Raw genomic sequence first — 18,686 nt, 5'->3', positions numbered from 1 at the left:
GCAAACCTGTCCAAGAGCGCCCGATATCCGGTTTTCTCATGCTGCACGGGCAGCCGCCCGCTTCGGTAAGCACGCATTCGGACCCGCAGACAGGAAACGACCATATGAAACCCATCTTAATACTTCCCCTCGCAGCGGCGGTCAGCGCCCTGCCCGGGCTGGCGCTGGCACAGGACGCGGAATACGCGACGCTGGCGGATACGACCTTCATCTTCAACACCCTGCTTTTCCTGATCGGCGGCTTCCTCGTCTTCTGGATGGCGGCGGGTTTCGCCATGCTGGAAGCGGGGCTGGTGCGTTCCAAGAACGTCACCACGCAGCTGACCAAGAACATGGGCCTCTTTGCGCTTGCCGCGGTCATGTATTGGCTGGTCGGCTATAACATCATGTATCCCGGTGACGGCAATTGGATCATGGAAGGCGTTTTTGGCACCTTCGCCACCAAAGACATCAAATCCGAGATCGACGCGGGCGGCTACTCCAACGCGTCCGACTTCTTCTTTCAGTTGATGTTCTGCGCCACCACCGCCTCCATCGTGTCGGGTGCGCTGGCCGAGCGGATCAAGCTGTGGCCCTTCCTGATCTTCGTGGTCGTGCTGACCGGCTTCATCTACCCGATCGAAGCGTCGTGGCAGTGGGGCGGCGGTTTCCTTTCCGCCATGGGCTTCAGCGACTTCGCCGGTTCGACCCTCGTGCACGCCGCTGGTGGTTTCGCCGCCCTCGCCGGGGCCATCGTTCTGGGGCCGCGTTTGGGTAAATACGGCAAGGATGGCCGCGTCGTGCCGATGCCGGGTTCCAACCTTGCCCTCGCCACTTTGGGCACGTTCATCCTGTGGATGGGCTGGTTCGGCTTTAACGGCGCGTCGCAGCTTGCCATGGGCACCATCGAAGACGTGGACGCCGTGGCGCAGATCTTTGCCAACACCAACATGGCCGCTGCCGCCGGTGCCGTGGCTGCGCTGATCCTGACGCAGGTGATGTACAAGAAAGTCGACCTGACCATGGTGCTGAACGGCGCGCTGGCCGGTCTCGTCTCGATCACCGCAGGGCCGCTTGACCCGACGCTGTTTGGTGCGCTTTGGATCGGTGCCGTGGGTGGTGTCATCGTGGTGCTGACCGTGCCGATGCTCGACAAGTTCAAGATCGACGACGTGGTCGGCGCGATCCCGGTTCACCTGATCGCCGGTTTCTGGGGCACGCTGGTCGTGCCGGTCTATACCGAAGGCACATCCTTCGTCACACAGATCATCGGCTTCGCCGCGGTTGGCCTCTTTGTCTTCATCGTCAGCTTCGTCGTCTGGCTGATCCTGAAAGCCGCCGGTGGCATCCGTGTCAGCGAAGAGGCCGAGATCACCGGTCTGGACATGTCGGAACTGGGCATGGAAGCCTACCCCGAGTTCGCCAAGGGCTAAGCCCCGGCGACATCGCCAAACAATCGACCGCCCGGCCAGCAATGGCCGGGCGGTTTGCGTTAGGCCACTAGAGGTAAAGAAATGGTAAAGGTCGTGCCGACACCCGGGGCGCTGACATAGCGGATGCTGCCCCCGTGCCGGTCCAGAATCTGCCGGGTGATATGCATTCCCAGACCGCTGCCATAGGCGACCTTGGTGTCGGAGCCGTCGACCTGCAAAAAGGGCGCAAAGACCTGCTCCTCCGCGCCCGGCGGGATGCCACAGCCGCTGTCGCTGACCTGCACATGCGCCATGCCTTCGGACTGCTGAAGGCTGACCTCCACCTGCCCGCCCGGGGCAGAGAATTTCACCGCGTTCGACAACACATTGCCAAAAACCTGCCCCAACCGCTCGGCATCGGCTTGCACCGTCAGCACCGCCTCAGGCATCTCGCAGCGAAAGCGGATATCCTTCTCCGGTTGCAGGCTTTCCGCCCGCGCCACGGCCTTCTGCACCAGCGGGGCGAGAGCGGCGGGGTGCAGGTCGATGCTGAACTCCGCGCTGCTGAGGCTTTGCGTGTCGATCAGATCATTGACCAGGGTCGTCAGCGTCTCAGAGCTACCCGCAGCCTTTGCCAGCAAACGCGCCTTTTGCGCATCGCTCACCTTGGCCCTGCCCTGCAACAACAGACCAAGCGCGCCGTTGATGACCGTCAGCGGGGTGCGCAGCTCATGGCTGACCGTGGCGAGGAACTGCGCCTGCATCTGCTCGGCGGCGATGGCCTTTTCGGCGGCGATCTTTTGCACGGTCACATCCAAGAGCGCCACGGCCCAGCCCACCTGTTTTTGCCCCGCACCCAGAGAAATCGCATGGGCGCGCACGGCGAAATGGCGGTGGCCCAGTTGGATATCGGTCACATCGGGCAGGCTGCCATGGGCCGCGAGATAGCGGATGATCGGCCCCAACTCCCCAAAGGCGCTCAGCGCGGCCTCGGGATCGGCCTCCCGACGCAAGAGGTCGGCGGCGGCTGGATTGGTCTCAATCGCGGCGCCGCTCGGGTCGACCACGAAAACCGGATCGGTGCTGTTGTAGAACAACAGTTCGCGCGCGATTGCGTTGACGTCGATCCAGCGGTTATCGGCCACCAGCCAGACCACCAGCGTCAGCGAAAGCGCGAATGAGAAAGGCGTCGGATCAGTATTGAACAAGGTGATGCCGCCCAAGATATAGGCCAGATTGGCCACCATGGGGATCAGCGTCGCGGCAAAAAGCTTGAGGAAAAAGCTGCGCACCGCCGGGTTGGCCGAACGCACCGCCCGCCCCGCCACGACCGCCGCCGCCATGATGACCATGTAAAGATAGGTGATCGCGATGAAGAACAGCGGGCCGTGGTCGGATTGGACATAGGCTCCGTCTTCGCTCAGCAACCACTTGGTTTCGGGGCCATAGAATGTCTCATGCCAACCGCTCGTCACCGCGGCGAGGGTGATCAGCGCAGGCGCAAGCCCCGCGCAGAGCGGCACCAGCCATCGCGGCACCTTGGCCCCGAGCGCATATTCATAGAGGAAGAAAGCCCAGAAGGTCGGCAGCAGCACAAAACCGATCCACGCAAGGCGGCTGACCCCAAAGGCGCAGGCGGCAGAGGTGGCGGAAAGTTCGACCCCGACCGACAAAAGCCAGAAATCCATGGCCAGAATGGCCAGCAAAAACCAATGTTTACCGGGTAGGCTGCTGTGCCCACGCACCCAATAGCCCAACACAGTGACAAGCGTGGCTGTCACGATCACCAGCTCTACCGCTGGCAAGCTCACATCCAAGCGGATGCACTGTAATAATGATTCTAAAATTGGCCCGACCCTGAGTTTTCACTCAAGCTATCCAAACATGCCATTTCGACCAAGTTTTGATTAAAACAGGCCAGAATAGAGGCATCGGGCGATTGTTCCGCAACAATCGAAGGCTGACCGGGCCGCGACATGCGCGGCCCGCTGCGCGGTTAGATACCGACGTCGATGATCGCACGGGCAAGGATCGGCACGCTGTTTTGGTTCAGCCCGGCAATGTTCATCCGGCTGTCGCCGACCATATAGATGCCATGTTTTTCGCGCAGCGCGTCGACCTTATCCGGCGTGGTGCCAAGGCGTGAGAACATGCCCCGGTGCTGGGCAAGGAAGCCAAAGCGGTCCGAGCCAGAGAGTTTCTGCAACTCACCCGCAAGCTGCTCACGCAGACCCAGCATGGCGTTGCGAACATCCTCAAGCTCAGCCATCCAATCGGCCTTGAGCTCGTCATCGGTCAGGATGGTCGACACGATCCGCGCGCCGTGATCGGGCGGGAAGCTGTAGTTCTGGCGGTTGAGGAAGGCCAAAGTGGCTTGGTTCAGCCCCTGCGCCGCCTCGGCAGCCACCAGCATCAGAATGCCGGTCCGTTCGCGGTAGATACCGAAGTTCTTGGAGCAGCTTGCCGCGATCAGGCACTCAGGCACCGAGGCGGCCACTTTGCGCGTCGCAGCGGCATCCGCTTCCAGCCCGTCGCCAAAGCCCTGATAGGCGATGTCGATCATCGGCACGGCACCGGTGCTTTGCAGCACTTCGATCACCGCGTCCCACTCCGCGCTGTTGAGGTTCGCGCCCGTGGGGTTGTGGCAGCAGCCGTGCAGCAGGACCACATCGCCTTTCTTGGCGGTCTTGAGGTCTTCGATCATGCCGTCGAAGTTCACGCCGCCGGTCGCGCTGTCGAAATAGCGGTAGTTCACCACTTCCATGCCCAGATAGGACAGGATCGACAGGTGGTTCGGCCATGTCGGATCAGAGACGAAAACGCGCGCTTCGGGGTTGGCCATACGCACCAGTTCAAAGGCCTGACGCACGGCACCGGTGCCACCGGGGGTGGCGGCAGCGGCAATCGCGCCGCGCGGCACGGCATCGCCCAGAACAAGCGCAGCCATCGCATTGGTATAGGTCGGATCACCCGCAAGACCGGTGTAGACCTTGGTGTCTTGGTTTTCCCAGATGCGCTGCTCAGCGGCTTTGACGGCGCGCATCACCGGGGTGTTGCCGCTGGCGTCTTTGTAGACACCGACGCCGAGGTCGATCTTCGTGTCGCGCGGATCTTCGCGGTAGGCCTGTACAAGGGCGAGGATCTTATCGGCGGGTTGCGCCTTGAGCGTCTCGAACATGGGGTTCTCCGGTTGGAAGGTAACGGTAAAGGATTAAGCCGCGCCGGTGGCCACGGGCACGGTAGGGAACATGCCCCATTCCGCCCATGAGCCATCGTAGAGCGACCATTTGCGGTGGCCCAGCCGCTCCAGCGCCAGCGCCAGCACGGCGGCGGTGATGCCCGAGCCGCAGGAGGTGATGACGGGTTTCGACAGGTCCACGCCCGCCGCCTCGAAAATGGCGCGGGTCTCTACGGGGGTTTTCATCGTCTTGTCGTCGTTGAGCAATTCGGTGAAGGGCACGTTGCGCGCGCCGGGAATATGGCCTGCGCGCAGCCCCTCGCGCGGTTCAGGCGCATCGCCGCGGAAACGTGCTGCGGCGCGGGCGTCGACGATCTGCGGATCGCCGAGTTTGGAGGCATGGGCCACCTGTGTCACATCGCGCACCAATTGGTTCTGGAAGCGCACGGTCATATGGCGGTCGCGCGGCACGGGGGGCATATCTTCGGTCTCGCGCCCCTCGGCCTGCCATTTCGGCAACCCGCCATCCAGCACGGCGACATTCTCTTGCCCCATCAGGCGGAACAGCCACCAGACCCGGGCCGCCGACATCAGGCCTGCGCCATCGTAGACCACCACCTGATGCCCGTCACCCACACCCAAGGCGCGCAGCCGCGACATGAATTTCTCGATCGGCGGGGCCATATGCGGCAGGTCCGAACGCGCGTCCGAGATATCGTCGATGTCGAAAAAGCGCGCGCCGGGGATGTGCGCGGCGTCATACTCCGCCTTCGGATCGCGCCCGGCGTCGGGCAGATACCACGAGGCATCAAGGATGCGCAGGTCCGGGTCTTTCAGATGCTGAGCCAACCAATCGGTTGAAACCAATGTCTTGGGATCGTCGGCCATGGGGGCCTCCTTCGTCGCAGGCGTTGCCCATGCCTATAACCGGCGGGGGATGCTGGCAAGTGGAAGGGGGGCGGTGAGAGGTGTAAGGAGGGCCATCCCCTGCCCGTGAAGTGGCGATGCTACGGGCTGTTGGCACCACTTTATGGTTCAACTTTGATGTGTGCCGTCAAGAAGGCGCCCGCCTCACCAAATCGCCAGCCCGGTCGCACCAAAGGTGCGCCTAGTGTATTCTGGCGCGCCTCTGGCGTGATAGGCGGGCAGGCGATGGCCCGGCGCCTACGGCTTGATTCCGGGCCTGCCGCGCATCTTACCCGTGATCTTTCAGCAACCGCTGCTTCTGCCGCGACCAATCGCGCTTGGCCGCCGTCTCGCGCTTGTCATGCAGCTTCTTACCCTTGGCCACGCCGATCTTGATCTTGGCCATGCCGCGATGGTTGAAATACATCACCAAAGGCACCAACGTCATGCCCTTGCGCTGCGTCGCGTTCCACAGATCGGCCAATTCCTTGCGGCTGACCAGCAGTTTGCGCCGGCGCCGTTCTTCATGCTGAAAGGTCTTGGCCTGCTTGTAGGGCGCCACATAGGAGTTCACCAACCACAGCTCGCCATCCTCCACGGCGGCGTAGCTCTCGGCGATATTCGCCCCGCCTTCGCGTAGGGATTTCACCTCGGATCCCTCAAGGATGATACCGCATTCGATATCTTCTTCGATCGCGTAATCAAACCGCGCGCGGCGGTTTTCGGCGATCACCTTGTAATTCGGATCGGATTTGGAACTGGATTTGACCTGTGACATGCCAAAGCATGTAGAGCGCCCCCCGCCCCGGTGCAAGATGCTGCCGCTCAGTCACCGAGTTTGGCGTGCACCTCATCCAAATCGATCTCCCCTAGGGGTTGCTTATTGCCGGGGTTGTCGAAGTCATATTTGAACAGATCGAAGTCGCGTTTGTAGATCTCGCGCATCAGATGCATGGACAGATCGTCGAAGTAATCCTCGACCGGATGCGCCCGCTTGGGCCCATGGCCCTCGCTCTCATTAAAGCGCGGGATCGCCGCCAGATCGACGGGGTGCGGCGTGTCCACGGCATCGAGCACCTGTTGCATCCCATCGTTGAACCGCTCGGTCCAGAAGATCTGGTCGTAGGTGCCGCCGTTGACGATAAAGGTGCTGACATGGCCCGAGACCGCCGACCAGTGAATGTCCGGGTCCATTGGCCGCCGCCAACGAATGGTATCGCGGGCGAACAGCAGGAACCGCCGGAAGCTCGCGATCTGGTCGAACTCCTGCTTGCCGTCCTCACCGCCTACGTCGATCCCATATTTCTGCACCAGCAGCGGCACCAGATTGCCGCGATAGCGCCGCCCGTTGCGCTGAATGCCGCAAATCTTGTCAAAGAAAGACGACAGGATCCGCGTGTAAGGGTTGCGCACACAGGTAAAGGCATAGGACTTGCACGCCGTCACATTCTCGGTGATCGGCCCCTGCGATCCGTCCAAGGCCCATTTGTGGATCCCGGTCTTGGCATCATGAATGTCCCCGTCAAAGAACTCTCCATGATCGGAATAATACATGATCTGCCCGATGGTCGAGCACGCGCATTTCGGCACCACGCGGTACACCATGCTCTCACTTTCCGTCATCCATGTTCCGGGAAAACCCATGCGCGTCCTGCCTCCTGCTGGCGCTGGCTGTTTTAAGCAACAGTCAGACCTCGGTGCAAAAAAGCAAAGAAATGCTGTTTATTCAATCGGTCTTCAGGATTAACTAGAAAGGTGATCCACGACAAAAGGCCGATGCAAGCGGGCCGCGACAAGGACATTCGGTATCCTGCATGGCGAAAATTGCCTATATCCTGCTGTGCCACAAGGATCCGGAGGCCATCATCCGGCAAGCCGAGCGGCTGACCGCCGTGGGCGATTGCATGGCGATCCATTTCGACGCCTCCGCCAGCGCCGAAGACTACGCCCAGATCACCGCGGCCCTGCGCGACAACCCCAATGTCACCTTCCCGCGCAAACGCATCCGCTGCGGCTGGGGCGAATGGTCACTGGTGCAAGCCACGCTCGACACGCTCACCGCCGCGATGGAAGCCTTCCCGCGGGCCACGCATTTCTACCTGCTCTCTGGCGATTGCATGGCGATCAAATCCGCCGAATACGCGCATCGGTTCCTCGATGAAAATGACGCAGATTTCATCGAAAGCGTGGATTACTTCGAAAGCGATTGGATCAAGACCGGCTGGAAAGAAGAGCGGCTGATCTATCGCCATTGGTTCAACGAACGCACACAGCGCAAACGCTTTTATGCGATGTTCGAGGCGCAAAAGCGTCTCGGCCTGACCCGCAAGATCCCGGGCGACCTTCAGGTGCAGATCGGCAGCCAATGGTGGTGCCTGCGCCGCCGCACCGTCGAGGCGCTGATGGCATTCAGCCACGAGCGCCCCGACGTCATCCGCTTTTTCCGCAGCACGTGGATCCCGGATGAGACCTTCTTTCAAACCCTCGTGCGCCACCTCGTCCCCGAAGGTGAAATCGCCAATCGCAGCCCGACCTTTCTGCTGTTTTCCGACTACGGCATGCCGGTCACCTTCTACAATGACCACTATGACCTGCTGCTCGGCCAGAACCACCTCTTCGCCCGCAAAATCAGCCCCGAGGCACTGGACCTCAAACGCCGCCTCGGCCTGCTCTACGCCGCCCAAGGCGTGCCTTTCCAGATCAGCGACGAAGGCCGCAACCTGTTCGAATTCCTCACCGCGCGGGGCCGCATTGGCCGCCGCTTCGCCCCCCGCTTTTGGGAAAGGGAATCCAGCCTTGGCCGCGAGCGTGAACTGCTGATCATTATCGCCAAGAAATGGCATGTGGCAAAACGGCTCGTGGGACGGATACGCCAGCAAACCGGCCTCCCAGCGGTGGATTTCCTCTTCAACGAAGAAGACACCCCCCTGCCCGACCTCGGCGGCATTCAAACCACGCTGGAAAAACGCACCCGCCACCGCCGCGCCCTGATGCGGATGCTCTACGACTACTACGACAGCACCCGGCTGATCGTCTGCATCGACACGTCGAACCTCGACCTGCTGCGCGATTTCGCCTCGGACCGCGCGCAGGTGCGCATGCTCGAAGTCGAATGCAAACTGACCGACGCCTATCTCAGCGGCCACGCCCGGCGCATCGGCCTGAGCGGCGCGCAAACATCGCAAGAAAACCTGTCCCGCCTGCTTCCCACGATCCGCGGGAACATGCTGCATGAGGTCGACCAAATCCGCGACGCCCAATTCGCAAACTACAGCCGCCTCTCCGAATACGCCAACCCCGAAACCAACGCCGCAGCCCTCGCCTGCTTCCTCAAGGTGACCGAAGACGAAGCCCGCGCGATCGTCCAGCCCGCAGGCCTCTTCGCAGATTAGCGCCGCCCGCCCCTACCGGTTGGAACAGCCCCCCGCGCCAAGCGTTGAACCAAGAACGCCGCCCCGCGGCCCGACGCACCACAACGCAAGAGGTTTTCCATGACACATAAGTTCACCGCCCTCGCCACATCGCTCCTGCTCGCCCCCGCAGCCCTCTTCGCGCAAGAGACCGCCCCTGAGGCCGAGCGCATCAGCATGTCCCAAGCCATCAAATCCGCGCAAAGCAGCATCGATGGCGGCGTGCTGGAAGCCGAAATCGAAACCGAAGGCGACGCGCTGGTCTATGAGATCGACCTGGTCCGCGGCGAATCCGTGTACGAAGTCACCGTCAACGCCGCCACCGGCGATGTGATGAAGCAATCCGAAGAGCAGCTCACAAGCTTCCTCAGCGGCCTCTTCCAAGAAGATGAGTTGCGCGCCGCTGGCACGGCCCGCGATGTGCTGATGACCGCACTGACCGAGCTGGAAGGGCAAGACGGCACATGGATCGAGGAAGTCTCACTCGACGATGAAGATGACCGCATGGTCTATGAAGTCGAACTAACCGACGCCACCGGCGAACGCGAACTACTGATCGACGCCACCACCGGCGAAATCACCCCCGACGACTAACCCCAGCCAAAGGTGCGGCCGCCTCTACCGGCCGCCCCCTATCTTCATCCTTTCTCAAATACCCTGCACAACACCGCCCCCAAACGCCCCACCAGCGTTTGACGCGCCGAGCTACCCCCGCCCGCCCGAGATCAGATCCACCGGATCGATCCCGCGCTTCTCCGCACTGGCACGCACCGCCTCGCGCAGGGCCGCGCTCCGTTCCAGCAGGCGGCGGAACCGGTCCTCGTCCAGAACCAAAAGCGTGGTCGGCGCGATGGCGCGCACATCCACCCGACGGACGCGGTTCGTCAGGATGGCCATCTGGCCGAACATCTCCCCCCGCCCCAAACGCCAAGTCTGACCCGCGCTTTCCAATTCGACAGCACCTGAGGCGATAAAAAACACGCTGCGCGCGGGGCTTTCCTTGCGCAAAACCACGTCGCCGATATCGACATAGCGGGTCTTGAGCGCCCGGCTCAGCCGTTTGAGCGCGCCCTCCTCCAGATCCGCAAACAGCGGAAACTGCTCGATGAAAGCGCCCCGCCGCACGGCGAGGTCAAGGCCCGGCCGCCCCTCTGCCGCGGTGCGCCGGGTCGCCAGTTCCTGCATCAAGGCGGTATAGACCTCGGCCCCAAACAGACCGTCTTCGCGCATCAATGTATATTCACGCTCTTCCAAACGCAGTGCCGTGCGGCGGATGAAACGCCGTTCCAGCTCCTCGGCATAGCCGGGATACTGCAAGCGCAGCCCCTCCAGCGCGGTCTCAATCCCTTCGATGCGGCGCGCCAACAGGTCGTGCAGCAATTCCGCCACCCGCCGCCCGTGGATCCGGCGAATGCGGCCATCGATGAAAGTGCCCAGATCCCGCAGGATCAACCGTTGCGACAGCAGCATTTCAAAGCGATCCGCCGTCATCCGCGCCAGCGGCCCCGACACGCCGTAGCGCCCGTGCAGCACCGCCGCCGCGCGAAATGTGCGCCCATAGGCCACGCTGCGCCGCGCCGCGCGTTGATAGCCGCTGCGCCCTTGGGTTCGCGCCCCTTCGATTAGCCGGTCCGCATCCGAGAGTACCAGATCCGCCATCCGGGCCGAGATCGTCCGCTCGCGCACCCGCGCAAGGATCGTGTCACGCTCATGCCCCGCCAGCGCGATCAGCCCAAGCGCGATGCGGTCGCGGTCGAGGATATCGGTCGCCTCCTCCGCGGTCTTGACCGCTGTCTCAAGCCGCTCGCCAAACCGTTTCGCCTCGGAGCGCACGATGTCGCGGTTCAGATCGTAATTCTCGGTTGTTTGGGCCACGTCCTCGCGCACGGTTTGCAAGGCCACCGCGATGACCTGCCGCGACAGCGCGTGATCGATGGGCGAGAGTTGATCGAGCCCCAACCGTCCGATGATCCAACGCAGCGTCGTACCCTGGGCCAGCAGGGTGAAGAGCGTGAAGCCGGTGGCCAAGATACCCACGATCCGCTGAATGTCATCCGGCACCCGCACGCTTTCCGTCACCGCCAGCGCCAGCGCCAATGTCACCGCACCGCGCAAGCCCCCCCAAAGGATCGCCACCCGGTAGGGCCGCTCGACCATGGGCGAAAGCTTGGCCGCGGTCAGCAGGGGCAGCAGCCCGAAAAGGATCACCGCGCGGGCGAAAATGGCAGCCACCACCACGACGGCGATGAGAAAGAAATCTTCTAGCCGGACCTCTTCCAACAACCGCGGGATCAGCAGTGCGGCGAGGATAAAGATGAGCGCCCCGGCCCAATGGGCCAACACGTCCCAAAGCTCGCGCAGGTTGGTCAGCGCCTGTGGCGGCAGCCGCCCCGGCGCGGTGAGGTTCAGCGTCAGCCCCGCCGCCACCACGGCGATCACCCCCGACGCGCCGACGCTTTGCTCGGCCACGATATAGGCCAGATAGGGCAGCGCGACCGAGATCGACTGCTGCGCCAATTCATGCCGCGCAAACAGCGCCATGACCCAAACCGCGATCCGCGCGCCCAGCCAGCCCACCAGCGCCCCGCCTGCGATCAGCATCGGGAATTGCGCAAGCGCACTGCCCAGTTCCGGGTCGGGAATGCCCAGCATGACATAGCCCATGAACAGGCCGAAAAGCGCGATGGCGGCGGCGTCGTTCAGCAGGCTTTCGCCCTCGATGATCCGCGCCAGCCGCCGCGGGGCCGAGATCGACCGAAAGATCGAGACCACCGCCGAAGGATCCGTGGTTGAGACGATTGCCCCGATCAGCAGACAGGCCGCCAGCGGGATCGCACTGACCCAAAACAGCGCGTAGCCAATGCTGACCGTCGCCACCACCACGGCCACGACCGCCAGCACCAGAATGGGCATCCAATCGTCGACCATACGGCGCAGGTTCATCCCCAGCGTCGCCTGAAACAACAGCGTCGGCAGGAAGACGTATAGAAAGACGTTCGACCGGATCGGCAGCCCCAGAATGGCCGCCGCCACCGGGTTCAACGCATCCGTCAGATCAGTGCGCAGGAAAAAGATCGCCGAAGCCCCGATGAGGATGCCAACGACCGCCAAGATCACGCTGAACGGCAGTCGCAATCGCGCGGCCAAGGGCTCGGCCAAGCCGATGACGACAAAGAGCGACGCGATGACCGTGGTGACGAGGATGATGTCCATATAGGATGGAATACCAGAATTTATCTGAATGCGGGGCGCTTCTTGCCCCGCTCAGCGCTGACAGTTCGTGGTGAGGTTACTTGCGGGCGCGCCGCTCAGCGCGCCAACGGGCAAAACGGCCCCGCCGCGCGGCGATGTCATCCTCGATCGCCTCGATCTTGGGGTCCAGCCGCGCCCGGCGGAACCGCCGCCAGCGCACCCAGATCGCATAGAACAGCGCGGCGGCAAGGGTCAGCACGATGATGGTCACGAAAGGGATGCCCTTGCCCGCCTCCGGCCCCTCGACCGGGCGGAGCGAGATGGCATTGGGGTAGATCGACAAAAGCTCACTGCGCCAGCCGTAGTGTTTCAGCGCATAGTACTGCGGCGCGCCAGTGGTGCTGCGCGCATCCGCCGCCTCGGCCTGAAGGTTGGCGGTGTCGAACTTGAAATAGGGCGGCCAGCCCCAGCCGGTGTCTTCGTTGCGGTAGACCATGACATCGCCCTTGGCCCGGCGGGTCTGGATGAAAAAGACATCGCGGTTGACCGCCTGCCCCGCGCTATCGGTCGATGAGCCGGACCAGAAGATCGAATTGTTGCCGAAGTCGATACGCTTTTCATAGGTGTCCGTGACACGGACGATATCGGTCTGCGGCAGCGTATAGTGGAAGAACGCCCCCACCAGCACCCAGACGGTCACCCAGAACACCCATTTAACGATTCTCATCTTCGGCCCTTTCCATTAGGTCGCGCGGCCGGACAGGGGCCTTTGCCCTTCTGACATAGTGTTTCCGCGGCACTGCGGCAAATGCCTTACGCGCAATAAGGCGAGGCATTTGTCGCAAAATGCGGACCTTAGCTGCCCAGCAGCGCTTTGGTCAGGTCGCTGTCCGGCTCTGACAGCGGATCGATCACGTCGAAATGGTGCTTGCCCTCGGCCACCACATGTTTCGCGCCCCAACTGCGGGCGAAATTCTCGGCCTGTTCGAGGAAGACGGGCCGCTCCGCCGCGCCGACCCAAACGGTCACATCCACACCATGGGGCGGGGTCATCTTGATCGGGCTTTCGGCGGCGGCTTCGGCCTCATCCAGCCGCAAAGTGTCGTTCATTTCGGTTTGCAACAAGGGCGCCAGATCAGCCACGGGGGAGATCGGCACGATCCGCGTGATCCGGTCGCGCACCTCGGCCCCCAGCAGCAGCGGGTCGGTCATGCGGGCCACCAAATGGCCCCCCGCCGAATGGCCCGACAACACGATGGTGCCCTGCGTGCGGTTCGCCACTTCGGTCAGCGCCGCGGCGATCTGGGTGGAAATCTCGGAAATACGCACCTCGGGGCAGAGGTCATAGGACGGCACCGCCACGGCATAGCCCCGCGCCAAAGGACCAGCGGCCAGATGCGACCAATAGCTCTTGTCGAAAGCCTTCCAATAACCGCCATGCACGAAGACCGCCGTGCCGCGCGAGACACCCTCGGGCTGGAAGAAGTCGAACTTTTGACGGTCTGACGGGCCATAGCGCACGTTAAGCTGCGCCCGCGCCCCCAGTGACGCGCGGAATGCCTCTGCCTCCTTTTCCCAGCGGGGCGGAAAGTCGTCGGCCCCGTCGATATAGGCAGCGTTTGCATAGGCGTCATCTAGCATCATTTGGGTCTCCCACCCCGGATTTGATCAAACTTAACTGGACAATCATACTCGTTGTTGCTTTGGAGGCTATAGAGAATAGCGGAGAGATGACATGACTGATGCTAAGACGGATCTGAAATCACTGCTGAAAGACCCCAGCCTGCTTGAAACCCGCGCCTATATCGGCGGCCAATGGGTTGAAGGCGACGACGGTACATTTGACGTGACCAATCCCGCGCGGGGCGATGTCATCGCACAGGTCGCCGACCTCAGCCGCGCGCAGGTCGCGGGCGCGATTGCCCAAGCCGAGAAGGCGCAGAAGGACTGGGCCAGCTGGACCGGCAAGGAACGCGCCGCCGTGCTGCGCAAATGGTTCGACCTGATGATGGAGAACCAAGACGATCTGGGCACCATCCTCACCGCCGAGCAGGGCAAGCCGCTGGCCGAAGCCAAGGGCGAGATCGCCTATGGCGCCTCCTTCATCGAATTCTTCGGCGAAGAGGCCAAGCGCGTCTACGGCGAGATGATCCCCGGCCACCAGCGCGACAAGCGCATCATGGTCATGAAACAGCCCATCGGCGTCGCGGCCTCGATCACCCCGTGGAACTTCCCCAACGCGATGATCACCCGCAAAGCCGCGCCAGCGCTGGCGGCGGGCTGTTCCTTTGTGGCGCGTCCGGCGGCGGAGACGCCGCTCTCGGCCATCGTCATGGGCGTGCTCGCGGAACGCGCAGGGATCCCGGCGGGCGTGTTCAACGTGGTGCCATCCTCCTCCTCCTCCGCCGTGGGCAAGGAGTTCTGCGAGAACCCCGCCGTGCGCAAGCTGACGTTCACCGGCTCCACGGAGGTCGGGCGCATCCTGCTGAAACAGGCCGCCGATCAGGTGATGAAATGTTCGATGGAACTGGGCGGCAATGCGCCCTTCATCGTCTTCGACGACGCCGATCTCGACGCGGCGGTCGAGGGCGCGATCATGTGCAAGTTCCGCAACAACGGCCAGACCTGCGTCTGCGCCAACCGGATCTATGTACAGGCGGGCGTCTATGACGCCTTCGCGGCCAAGCTGAAGGACCGCGTGAGCCAGATGAAGGTCGGCGACGGCCTCGAAGAAGGCACCGATCTGGGCCCGCTCATCAACCCCGAAGCCTCGGACAAGGTGCAAGAGCATATCAAGGATGCGGTCGAGAACGGCGCGGAAATCATTCTGGGCAACGCCAAGGACGACATGGGCGGCAACTTCTTCGGGCCCACCATCGTCACCGGCGTGACGCAGGACATGAAGGTCGCCAAGGAAGAGACATTCGGCCCCCTCGCGCCGCTCTTCAAGTTCGAGGACGTCGATGACGTGATCGCCATGGCCAACGACACGATCTTCGGCCTTGCGTCCTATTTCTACGCCAAGGACCTCAGCCGCGTCTACAAGGTCGCCGAGGCGCTGGAATATGGCATCGTTGGCGTGAACACCGGCATCATCTCGACCGAGCTTGCGCCCTTTGGCGGGGTCAAGCAATCCGGCCTCGGGCGCGAAGGATCGCACCACGGGATCGAAGACTATCTTGAAATGAAATACGTCTGCCTGTCGGTCTAAGCACCGGCAGAAGTTAAAGAAACGGGGCGTGCCATGGCGCGCCCCGTTTTGCATCGGGCTATTGCGTCAGCCGGTCCTGTGCCAGCATCCGGCGCTCCGCCTGCGAAAGATGCGAGACCGCCTGCGCGACATCACCTTCGCAACGCTGCAACGCCCGACACCACAGCCGATGCGCCGAACGGGGCGACCACGGCAGCGCCGCCTGCGCAAGCCATGCCCGCAGGGGCGGCGGCAGTTGGTCAAAGGCCGCCATCGGGTTCCCCTGACGCCGCCGCTGTTTCAGCCCGCTGCGCAGGTTTCGCTTTTTGCCAGTCATGCCGCGGGCCGCCCTTAATGCGCCTGCATATCCGCCGCGATCTCAGACGCGCTCAGCTCGGCGAGGAAATAGGTCGGCCAGTTGGTCAACTCTTCCAAAACCTCGGCGCGGTCGTCGCCCCAGTAGAGGTGATAGTGATCGGCCTTTTGCGGCGCGATGATATGGTCGCTGAATTGGATATACTCCGGCGCTTCGGCATCGCCGCCCTCTTTGGCAAAGACATAGCGCACGCCGCGGTTGCCCTTCTTGTAGGTCAGCACCTCATAACCATCGCTGGCATAGCGCCCTTGCACCGGATCACCTTCCCGGAAGAAGGTCACGGCATTACCGTCGATGGTGATGCGGTCCACATCGGTGGCATAGCCGACCTCGTAATAGGCCTTGTACTCCGCCGCCGTCTTGTCGCCGTGCTCGGCCTTGTGGTGCATCACCGCGTCCAGCGCGCCCTGCTGCAACAGCGGGTAGACCGATTGCCAGTCGCCCGCCCAATCCGACAAGGGCCGATCCTTGATCTGCGCGTCGTCAAAGTAGCCTTTGTAGATGTCGTTCTGGTCGTGGGCATGGTCATGCGCATGGGAATGATCGTGGTCATGCGATGCCTCTTTCGTCTCAGCCAAGACCGGGGCCGAAAGGGCAAGGCCCGCGCTGAGCGTCAGGAAGAATAGCGGGGATGCGGATGTTTGGGGCATGTCGTTCTCCGTGGTTTGGCCTGCGTCATGATTCGATATGTTATATCATAACCAACGCGGAGTAGTCCTGTCCCGGAGAGTTTGCAACCCGATGGCCCCAGCCCGAACATGAAAAAGCCGACAGCACTTTCATGCTGCCGGCCTTCGGGCGGGGGAGAGATACGCCCTAGGGTGACCCGTCTTAGTTGGTCCGGGTCTGCGCCGCGCCGTCCGCATTCACTTGCTGGGACAGGGCCGCGGCGAATTCTTCGCCTGTCATGCCGATGAACAGCTGGCCATCGGCGTCGACATCTTGGTCGATCTGCACGACCGCACGGTCGCTATCGGCGGCGAATTCTTCGGCCAGATCGATGGAATAGCGCATGGAACCGTCCGCTTGCGGCTCTGCGTTCGAGATGGTGCCGATGACCGTATCATCTGAGGCGACGGCCACGGTGCTGCCATCCAGCGCGATATCGGCATCCGTATCAATGTCCGAGGTCGCGGTTTGGTCGATGGACTGTTCGGTGGTCAGGGTGCCATTCGCCTCGGCCCCGGATGTTGTGTCCAGTTCCGTGCCCGCCAGATCGGCGGTCGCATCGGTGCCGACACCCGCGTCCAGCGTCTGTGCGGCGACTGGGGCCGCCATAAGAGCGGCGACAGCCGTGGTCAGGGAAAGCTTGCGTAGGGAATTTGCATAGGTCGTCATGGTTCTTCCTTTCATTGCGCGTGCGGTACTCTGCACGCTGTTGTCCGGGCACGCCTGCCCGGTCCCCCACTCAACCCGACAGCTTTTGCTTGGTTTCACCCCGCCCCCCGCGCAGCAGAAAGCCGCCGTTTTCGCCCCTAGGCTTCGGCAGATATTCACCCACGAAAGGATTGAGCTTGGGAGGCGACCGCCCACAAAAAAGGCCCGCCAAAAGCGGGCCTTCGCAAAGCGCTGGAACGGCCGCGCTTAGTTCACGGATTTGGCGTCAACCACGTCCTTGTCGATCGCCTTCACCTCGGAAGAGATGGTGATCTGGCGCGGTTTCAGGGCCTCGGGCACCTGACGCTCAAGCTCGATATGCAGCATGCCATTGGCATGGGCCGCGCCGATGACCTGAACGTGGTCCGCCAGATGGAAGCGACGCTCAAAGGCGCGGGTGGCGATGCCGCGGTGCAGATAGGTCTTGGCCTCATCCTCATCCGCCTTGCGGGCCGAAACGATCAGCGCCTTCTCACGCACTTCGACGCTCAGGTCGCTGTCCGAGAAACCGGCGACGGCGATCGAGATGCGATAGGCATCATTGTCGAGCTTTTCGATGTTGTAGGGGGGATAGCTGGGGGTGGCCCCATCATTTGTCAGAACCCGGTCCATCATGTTGGCGATCTGGTCGAAACCAACGCTGGAGCGGTAAAGGGGTGCGAAATCAAAGCTACGCATGTGTTCATCCTCATCAGTGAGCGATTGACATATCGGGCCTTCCACCATTGGACAGACCCGGTTTTTTCAAGCGCCGAAGCCCTATTGAGGCACCTCGGCAAAGCTCATGTGGGAAAGGGTTTGCGCGCTTTCAAGTCCTGCCGCGCAGAATTACGGGCGGATGAATTTCGCCCCGGTGCCGCGCTCTTCGCCGACGCGGATGCGCTTGCCTGCGGGGTTGGAATCCAGAAACACGCCCTTGCCCGCCACCAGTTCCGCTTGCAGCAGCGCCAAAGGCGCGCCAAGCGCGGTGCCGAGCGAGACCTGCGCGCCCTCAACCTCGGCCTTGGCCGAAACGACGGAGACGATATGCGCCTCGCCTGCGACGAAACTAAAGATCGGCGCGCCGCTAGAGCCGAAATCGACCGCGCAGGAGGTCACCAAGACCCCCTCTTGCTGGGCCAGCACCTTGCAGACCTCTTGCAATGATGGTGCCTCGGCCCGGTCGCGGGCATAGCTGACCACGCCCACACGGTCGCCGGGGCGCGGACGCGCGGCGGTGCCGAAGGGCCGGATGGTGGTGTTGCGGATCGGGCGGGAGAGTTCCAGAAGCGCCAGATCATTGCGCACCCGTCCCGAAGAGACCTCACCGTCGTAGACGTAATCTGGATGCACCACGGCGCGGCGAATGTCGCGGTAGGCCCCGGCGCGGCCATTGCGCCAACCGGCGAGGAACTGCACCTCACCATGGTCGATCCGGGCCTTGGTTTCGCGGTCAAACAGGCAATGCGCGGCGGTCAGCACCAGACGCGGGGCGATCAGCGTGCCGGTGCAAAAGCCGGTCCCGCCGATGTCGAGACGGCCCACCGCCTCCCACGCGGCGGCGTCGACACCGTTGTCGAGCGCTTTGAGCGCGCTGTCTTGGGCCAGCGCTGCCGTGGCAAGGGTAAAGACGCCGAAGATAGCCGCCAACAATTGTCGCAAAATGCACCTCAAAACCATGTTTCCT

At 62.6% G+C, this 18,686-nt stretch carries 17 protein-coding genes; 4 read left to right on the top strand and 13 right to left on the bottom strand.

What is annotated here, in order from left to right; genetic code table 11:
* Nucleotides 1-104 precede the first annotated feature (104 nt).
* Nucleotides 105-1,412 (top strand): ammonium transporter, encoded by a 1,308-nt coding sequence (locus ACGYK4_RS08580; protein WP_394409632.1) that lies wholly within the window; start codon nucleotides 105-107, stop codon nucleotides 1,410-1,412.
* A 59-nt stretch (nucleotides 1,413-1,471) separates the two neighbouring features.
* Here the strand turns inward: ACGYK4_RS08580 and ACGYK4_RS08575 are convergent, their stop codons facing one another.
* The 5 genes from ACGYK4_RS08575 to ACGYK4_RS08555 all read right to left on the bottom strand — a co-directional run bounded on the left by ACGYK4_RS08575 (nucleotide 1,472) and on the right by ACGYK4_RS08555 (nucleotide 7,119).
* Nucleotides 1,472-3,196: a histidine kinase N-terminal 7TM domain-containing protein gene (locus ACGYK4_RS08575; protein ID WP_394456014.1), complete on the bottom strand. Its 1,725-nt coding sequence runs from the start codon at nucleotides 3,194-3,196 to the stop codon at nucleotides 1,472-1,474.
* A gap of 191 nt (nucleotides 3,197-3,387) precedes the next feature.
* Nucleotides 3,388-4,569, bottom strand: a complete 1,182-nt coding sequence (locus tag ACGYK4_RS08570) for an amino acid aminotransferase (RefSeq protein WP_067266822.1) — start codon at nucleotides 4,567-4,569, stop codon at nucleotides 3,388-3,390.
* A 33-nt stretch (nucleotides 4,570-4,602) separates the two neighbouring features.
* Nucleotides 4,603-5,457 (bottom strand): 3-mercaptopyruvate sulfurtransferase, encoded by an 855-nt coding sequence (gene sseA / locus ACGYK4_RS08565; RefSeq protein WP_394456013.1) that lies wholly within the window; start codon nucleotides 5,455-5,457, stop codon nucleotides 4,603-4,605.
* Between the two features lie 307 nt (nucleotides 5,458-5,764).
* A complete protein-coding gene (smpB, locus tag ACGYK4_RS08560) occupies nucleotides 5,765-6,253 on the bottom strand; it encodes an SsrA-binding protein SmpB (RefSeq protein WP_209218524.1) in 489 nt (162 codons plus the stop codon).
* A 47-nt stretch (nucleotides 6,254-6,300) separates the two neighbouring features.
* Nucleotides 6,301-7,119 carry a sulfotransferase family protein gene (locus ACGYK4_RS08555; protein ID WP_394430682.1) on the bottom strand — a complete coding sequence of 273 codons (819 nt, stop codon included), beginning with the start codon at nucleotides 7,117-7,119 and terminating at the stop codon, nucleotides 6,301-6,303.
* Between the two features lie 170 nt (nucleotides 7,120-7,289).
* Here ACGYK4_RS08555 and ACGYK4_RS08550 point away from each other — a divergent pair, with 170 nt between their 5' ends.
* Nucleotides 7,290-8,867 (top strand): DUF5928 domain-containing protein, encoded by a 1,578-nt coding sequence (locus ACGYK4_RS08550; RefSeq protein WP_394430680.1) that lies wholly within the window; start codon nucleotides 7,290-7,292, stop codon nucleotides 8,865-8,867.
* Nucleotides 8,868-8,966: 99 nt separating this feature from the next.
* Nucleotides 8,967-9,479, top strand: coding sequence for a PepSY domain-containing protein (locus ACGYK4_RS08545; protein WP_394430678.1), 513 nt, complete (start codon nucleotides 8,967-8,969; stop codon nucleotides 9,477-9,479).
* Between the two features lie 111 nt (nucleotides 9,480-9,590).
* Here ACGYK4_RS08545 and ACGYK4_RS08540 read toward each other — a convergent pair whose 3' ends face one another.
* The 3 genes from ACGYK4_RS08540 to ACGYK4_RS08530 form a co-directional block, all read right to left on the bottom strand.
* On the bottom strand, nucleotides 9,591-12,098 hold the full coding sequence (locus tag ACGYK4_RS08540) for a cation:proton antiporter (RefSeq protein ID WP_394430676.1): 2,508 nt from the start codon (nucleotides 12,096-12,098) through the stop codon (nucleotides 9,591-9,593).
* 76 nt (nucleotides 12,099-12,174) lie between these two features.
* A complete protein-coding gene (locus tag ACGYK4_RS08535) occupies nucleotides 12,175-12,804 on the bottom strand; it encodes a DUF1523 family protein (protein ID WP_394430674.1) in 630 nt (209 codons plus the stop codon).
* A 128-nt stretch (nucleotides 12,805-12,932) separates the two neighbouring features.
* Entirely contained in the window at nucleotides 12,933-13,721 is a 789-nt protein-coding gene (locus ACGYK4_RS08530; RefSeq protein WP_394430672.1) for an alpha/beta hydrolase, read from the bottom strand.
* 91 nt (nucleotides 13,722-13,812) lie between these two features.
* Between ACGYK4_RS08530 and ACGYK4_RS08525 the strand changes: the two genes are divergently transcribed.
* Nucleotides 13,813-15,288: an NAD-dependent succinate-semialdehyde dehydrogenase gene (locus tag ACGYK4_RS08525; RefSeq protein ID WP_394430670.1), complete on the top strand. Its 1,476-nt coding sequence runs from the start codon at nucleotides 13,813-13,815 to the stop codon at nucleotides 15,286-15,288.
* Between the two features lie 58 nt (nucleotides 15,289-15,346).
* Here ACGYK4_RS08525 and ACGYK4_RS08520 read toward each other — a convergent pair whose 3' ends face one another.
* From ACGYK4_RS08520 to ACGYK4_RS08500, 5 genes are all read right to left on the bottom strand, one after another.
* A complete protein-coding gene (locus ACGYK4_RS08520) occupies nucleotides 15,347-15,604 on the bottom strand; it encodes a DUF6525 family protein (protein WP_394408456.1) in 258 nt (85 codons plus the stop codon).
* A gap of 14 nt (nucleotides 15,605-15,618) precedes the next feature.
* Nucleotides 15,619-16,293, bottom strand: a complete 675-nt coding sequence (locus ACGYK4_RS08515; protein ID WP_394430667.1) for a metal-binding protein ZinT — start codon at nucleotides 16,291-16,293, stop codon at nucleotides 15,619-15,621.
* Between the two features lie 181 nt (nucleotides 16,294-16,474).
* The gene (locus ACGYK4_RS08510) at nucleotides 16,475-16,981 is read right to left on the bottom strand and encodes a hypothetical protein (protein WP_394430665.1); all 507 of its coding nucleotides are present in this window, start codon (nucleotides 16,979-16,981) and stop codon (nucleotides 16,475-16,477) included.
* Nucleotides 16,982-17,227: 246 nt separating this feature from the next.
* Nucleotides 17,228-17,698 (bottom strand): Hsp20 family protein, encoded by a 471-nt coding sequence (locus ACGYK4_RS08505; RefSeq protein ID WP_067268529.1) that lies wholly within the window; start codon nucleotides 17,696-17,698, stop codon nucleotides 17,228-17,230.
* Between the two features lie 150 nt (nucleotides 17,699-17,848).
* Entirely contained in the window at nucleotides 17,849-18,679 is an 831-nt protein-coding gene (locus tag ACGYK4_RS08500) for a serine protease (RefSeq protein WP_271692831.1), read from the bottom strand.
* Nucleotides 18,680-18,686 lie beyond the last annotated feature (7 nt).

The sequence above is a fragment of the Sulfitobacter sp. 1A13368 genome (genome assembly GCF_043557275.1).
GTDB lineage: Bacteria > Pseudomonadota > Alphaproteobacteria > Rhodobacterales > Rhodobacteraceae > Sulfitobacter > Sulfitobacter faviae.
Note: the sequence above shows the minus strand (reverse complement) of the source record. Positions and strands in the feature narration are given on the sequence as shown.

Bases quoted from the DNA above. Each gene is read 5' to 3' on its own strand.
- ACGYK4_RS08525 (WP_394430670.1), top strand. From the start codon at position 13,813: ATGACTGATGCTAAGACGGATCTGAAATCACTGCTGAAAGACCCCAGC.
- ACGYK4_RS08500 (WP_271692831.1), bottom strand. From the start codon at position 18,679: ATGGTTTTGAGGTGCATTTTGCGACAATTGTTGGCGGCTATCTTCGGC.
- ACGYK4_RS08530 (WP_394430672.1), bottom strand. From the start codon at position 13,721: ATGATGCTAGATGACGCCTATGCAAACGCTGCCTATATCGACGGGGCC.
- ACGYK4_RS08550 (WP_394430680.1), top strand. From the start codon at position 7,290: ATGGCGAAAATTGCCTATATCCTGCTGTGCCACAAGGATCCGGAGGCC.
- ACGYK4_RS08545 (WP_394430678.1), top strand. From the start codon at position 8,967: ATGACACATAAGTTCACCGCCCTCGCCACATCGCTCCTGCTCGCCCCC.
- ACGYK4_RS08515 (WP_394430667.1), bottom strand. From the start codon at position 16,293: ATGCCCCAAACATCCGCATCCCCGCTATTCTTCCTGACGCTCAGCGCG.
- ACGYK4_RS08505 (WP_067268529.1), bottom strand. From the start codon at position 17,698: ATGCGTAGCTTTGATTTCGCACCCCTTTACCGCTCCAGCGTTGGTTTC.
- sseA (WP_394456013.1), bottom strand. From the start codon at position 5,457: ATGGCCGACGATCCCAAGACATTGGTTTCAACCGATTGGTTGGCTCAG.
- ACGYK4_RS08520 (WP_394408456.1), bottom strand. From the start codon at position 15,604: ATGACTGGCAAAAAGCGAAACCTGCGCAGCGGGCTGAAACAGCGGCGG.
- ACGYK4_RS08510 (WP_394430665.1), bottom strand. From the start codon at position 16,981: ATGACGACCTATGCAAATTCCCTACGCAAGCTTTCCCTGACCACGGCT.
- smpB (WP_209218524.1), bottom strand. From the start codon at position 6,253: ATGTCACAGGTCAAATCCAGTTCCAAATCCGATCCGAATTACAAGGTG.
- ACGYK4_RS08540 (WP_394430676.1), bottom strand. From the start codon at position 12,098: ATGGACATCATCCTCGTCACCACGGTCATCGCGTCGCTCTTTGTCGTC.
- ACGYK4_RS08570 (WP_067266822.1), bottom strand. From the start codon at position 4,569: ATGTTCGAGACGCTCAAGGCGCAACCCGCCGATAAGATCCTCGCCCTT.
- ACGYK4_RS08555 (WP_394430682.1), bottom strand. From the start codon at position 7,119: ATGGGTTTTCCCGGAACATGGATGACGGAAAGTGAGAGCATGGTGTAC.
- ACGYK4_RS08535 (WP_394430674.1), bottom strand. From the start codon at position 12,804: ATGAGAATCGTTAAATGGGTGTTCTGGGTGACCGTCTGGGTGCTGGTG.
- ACGYK4_RS08580 (WP_394409632.1), top strand. From the start codon at position 105: ATGAAACCCATCTTAATACTTCCCCTCGCAGCGGCGGTCAGCGCCCTG.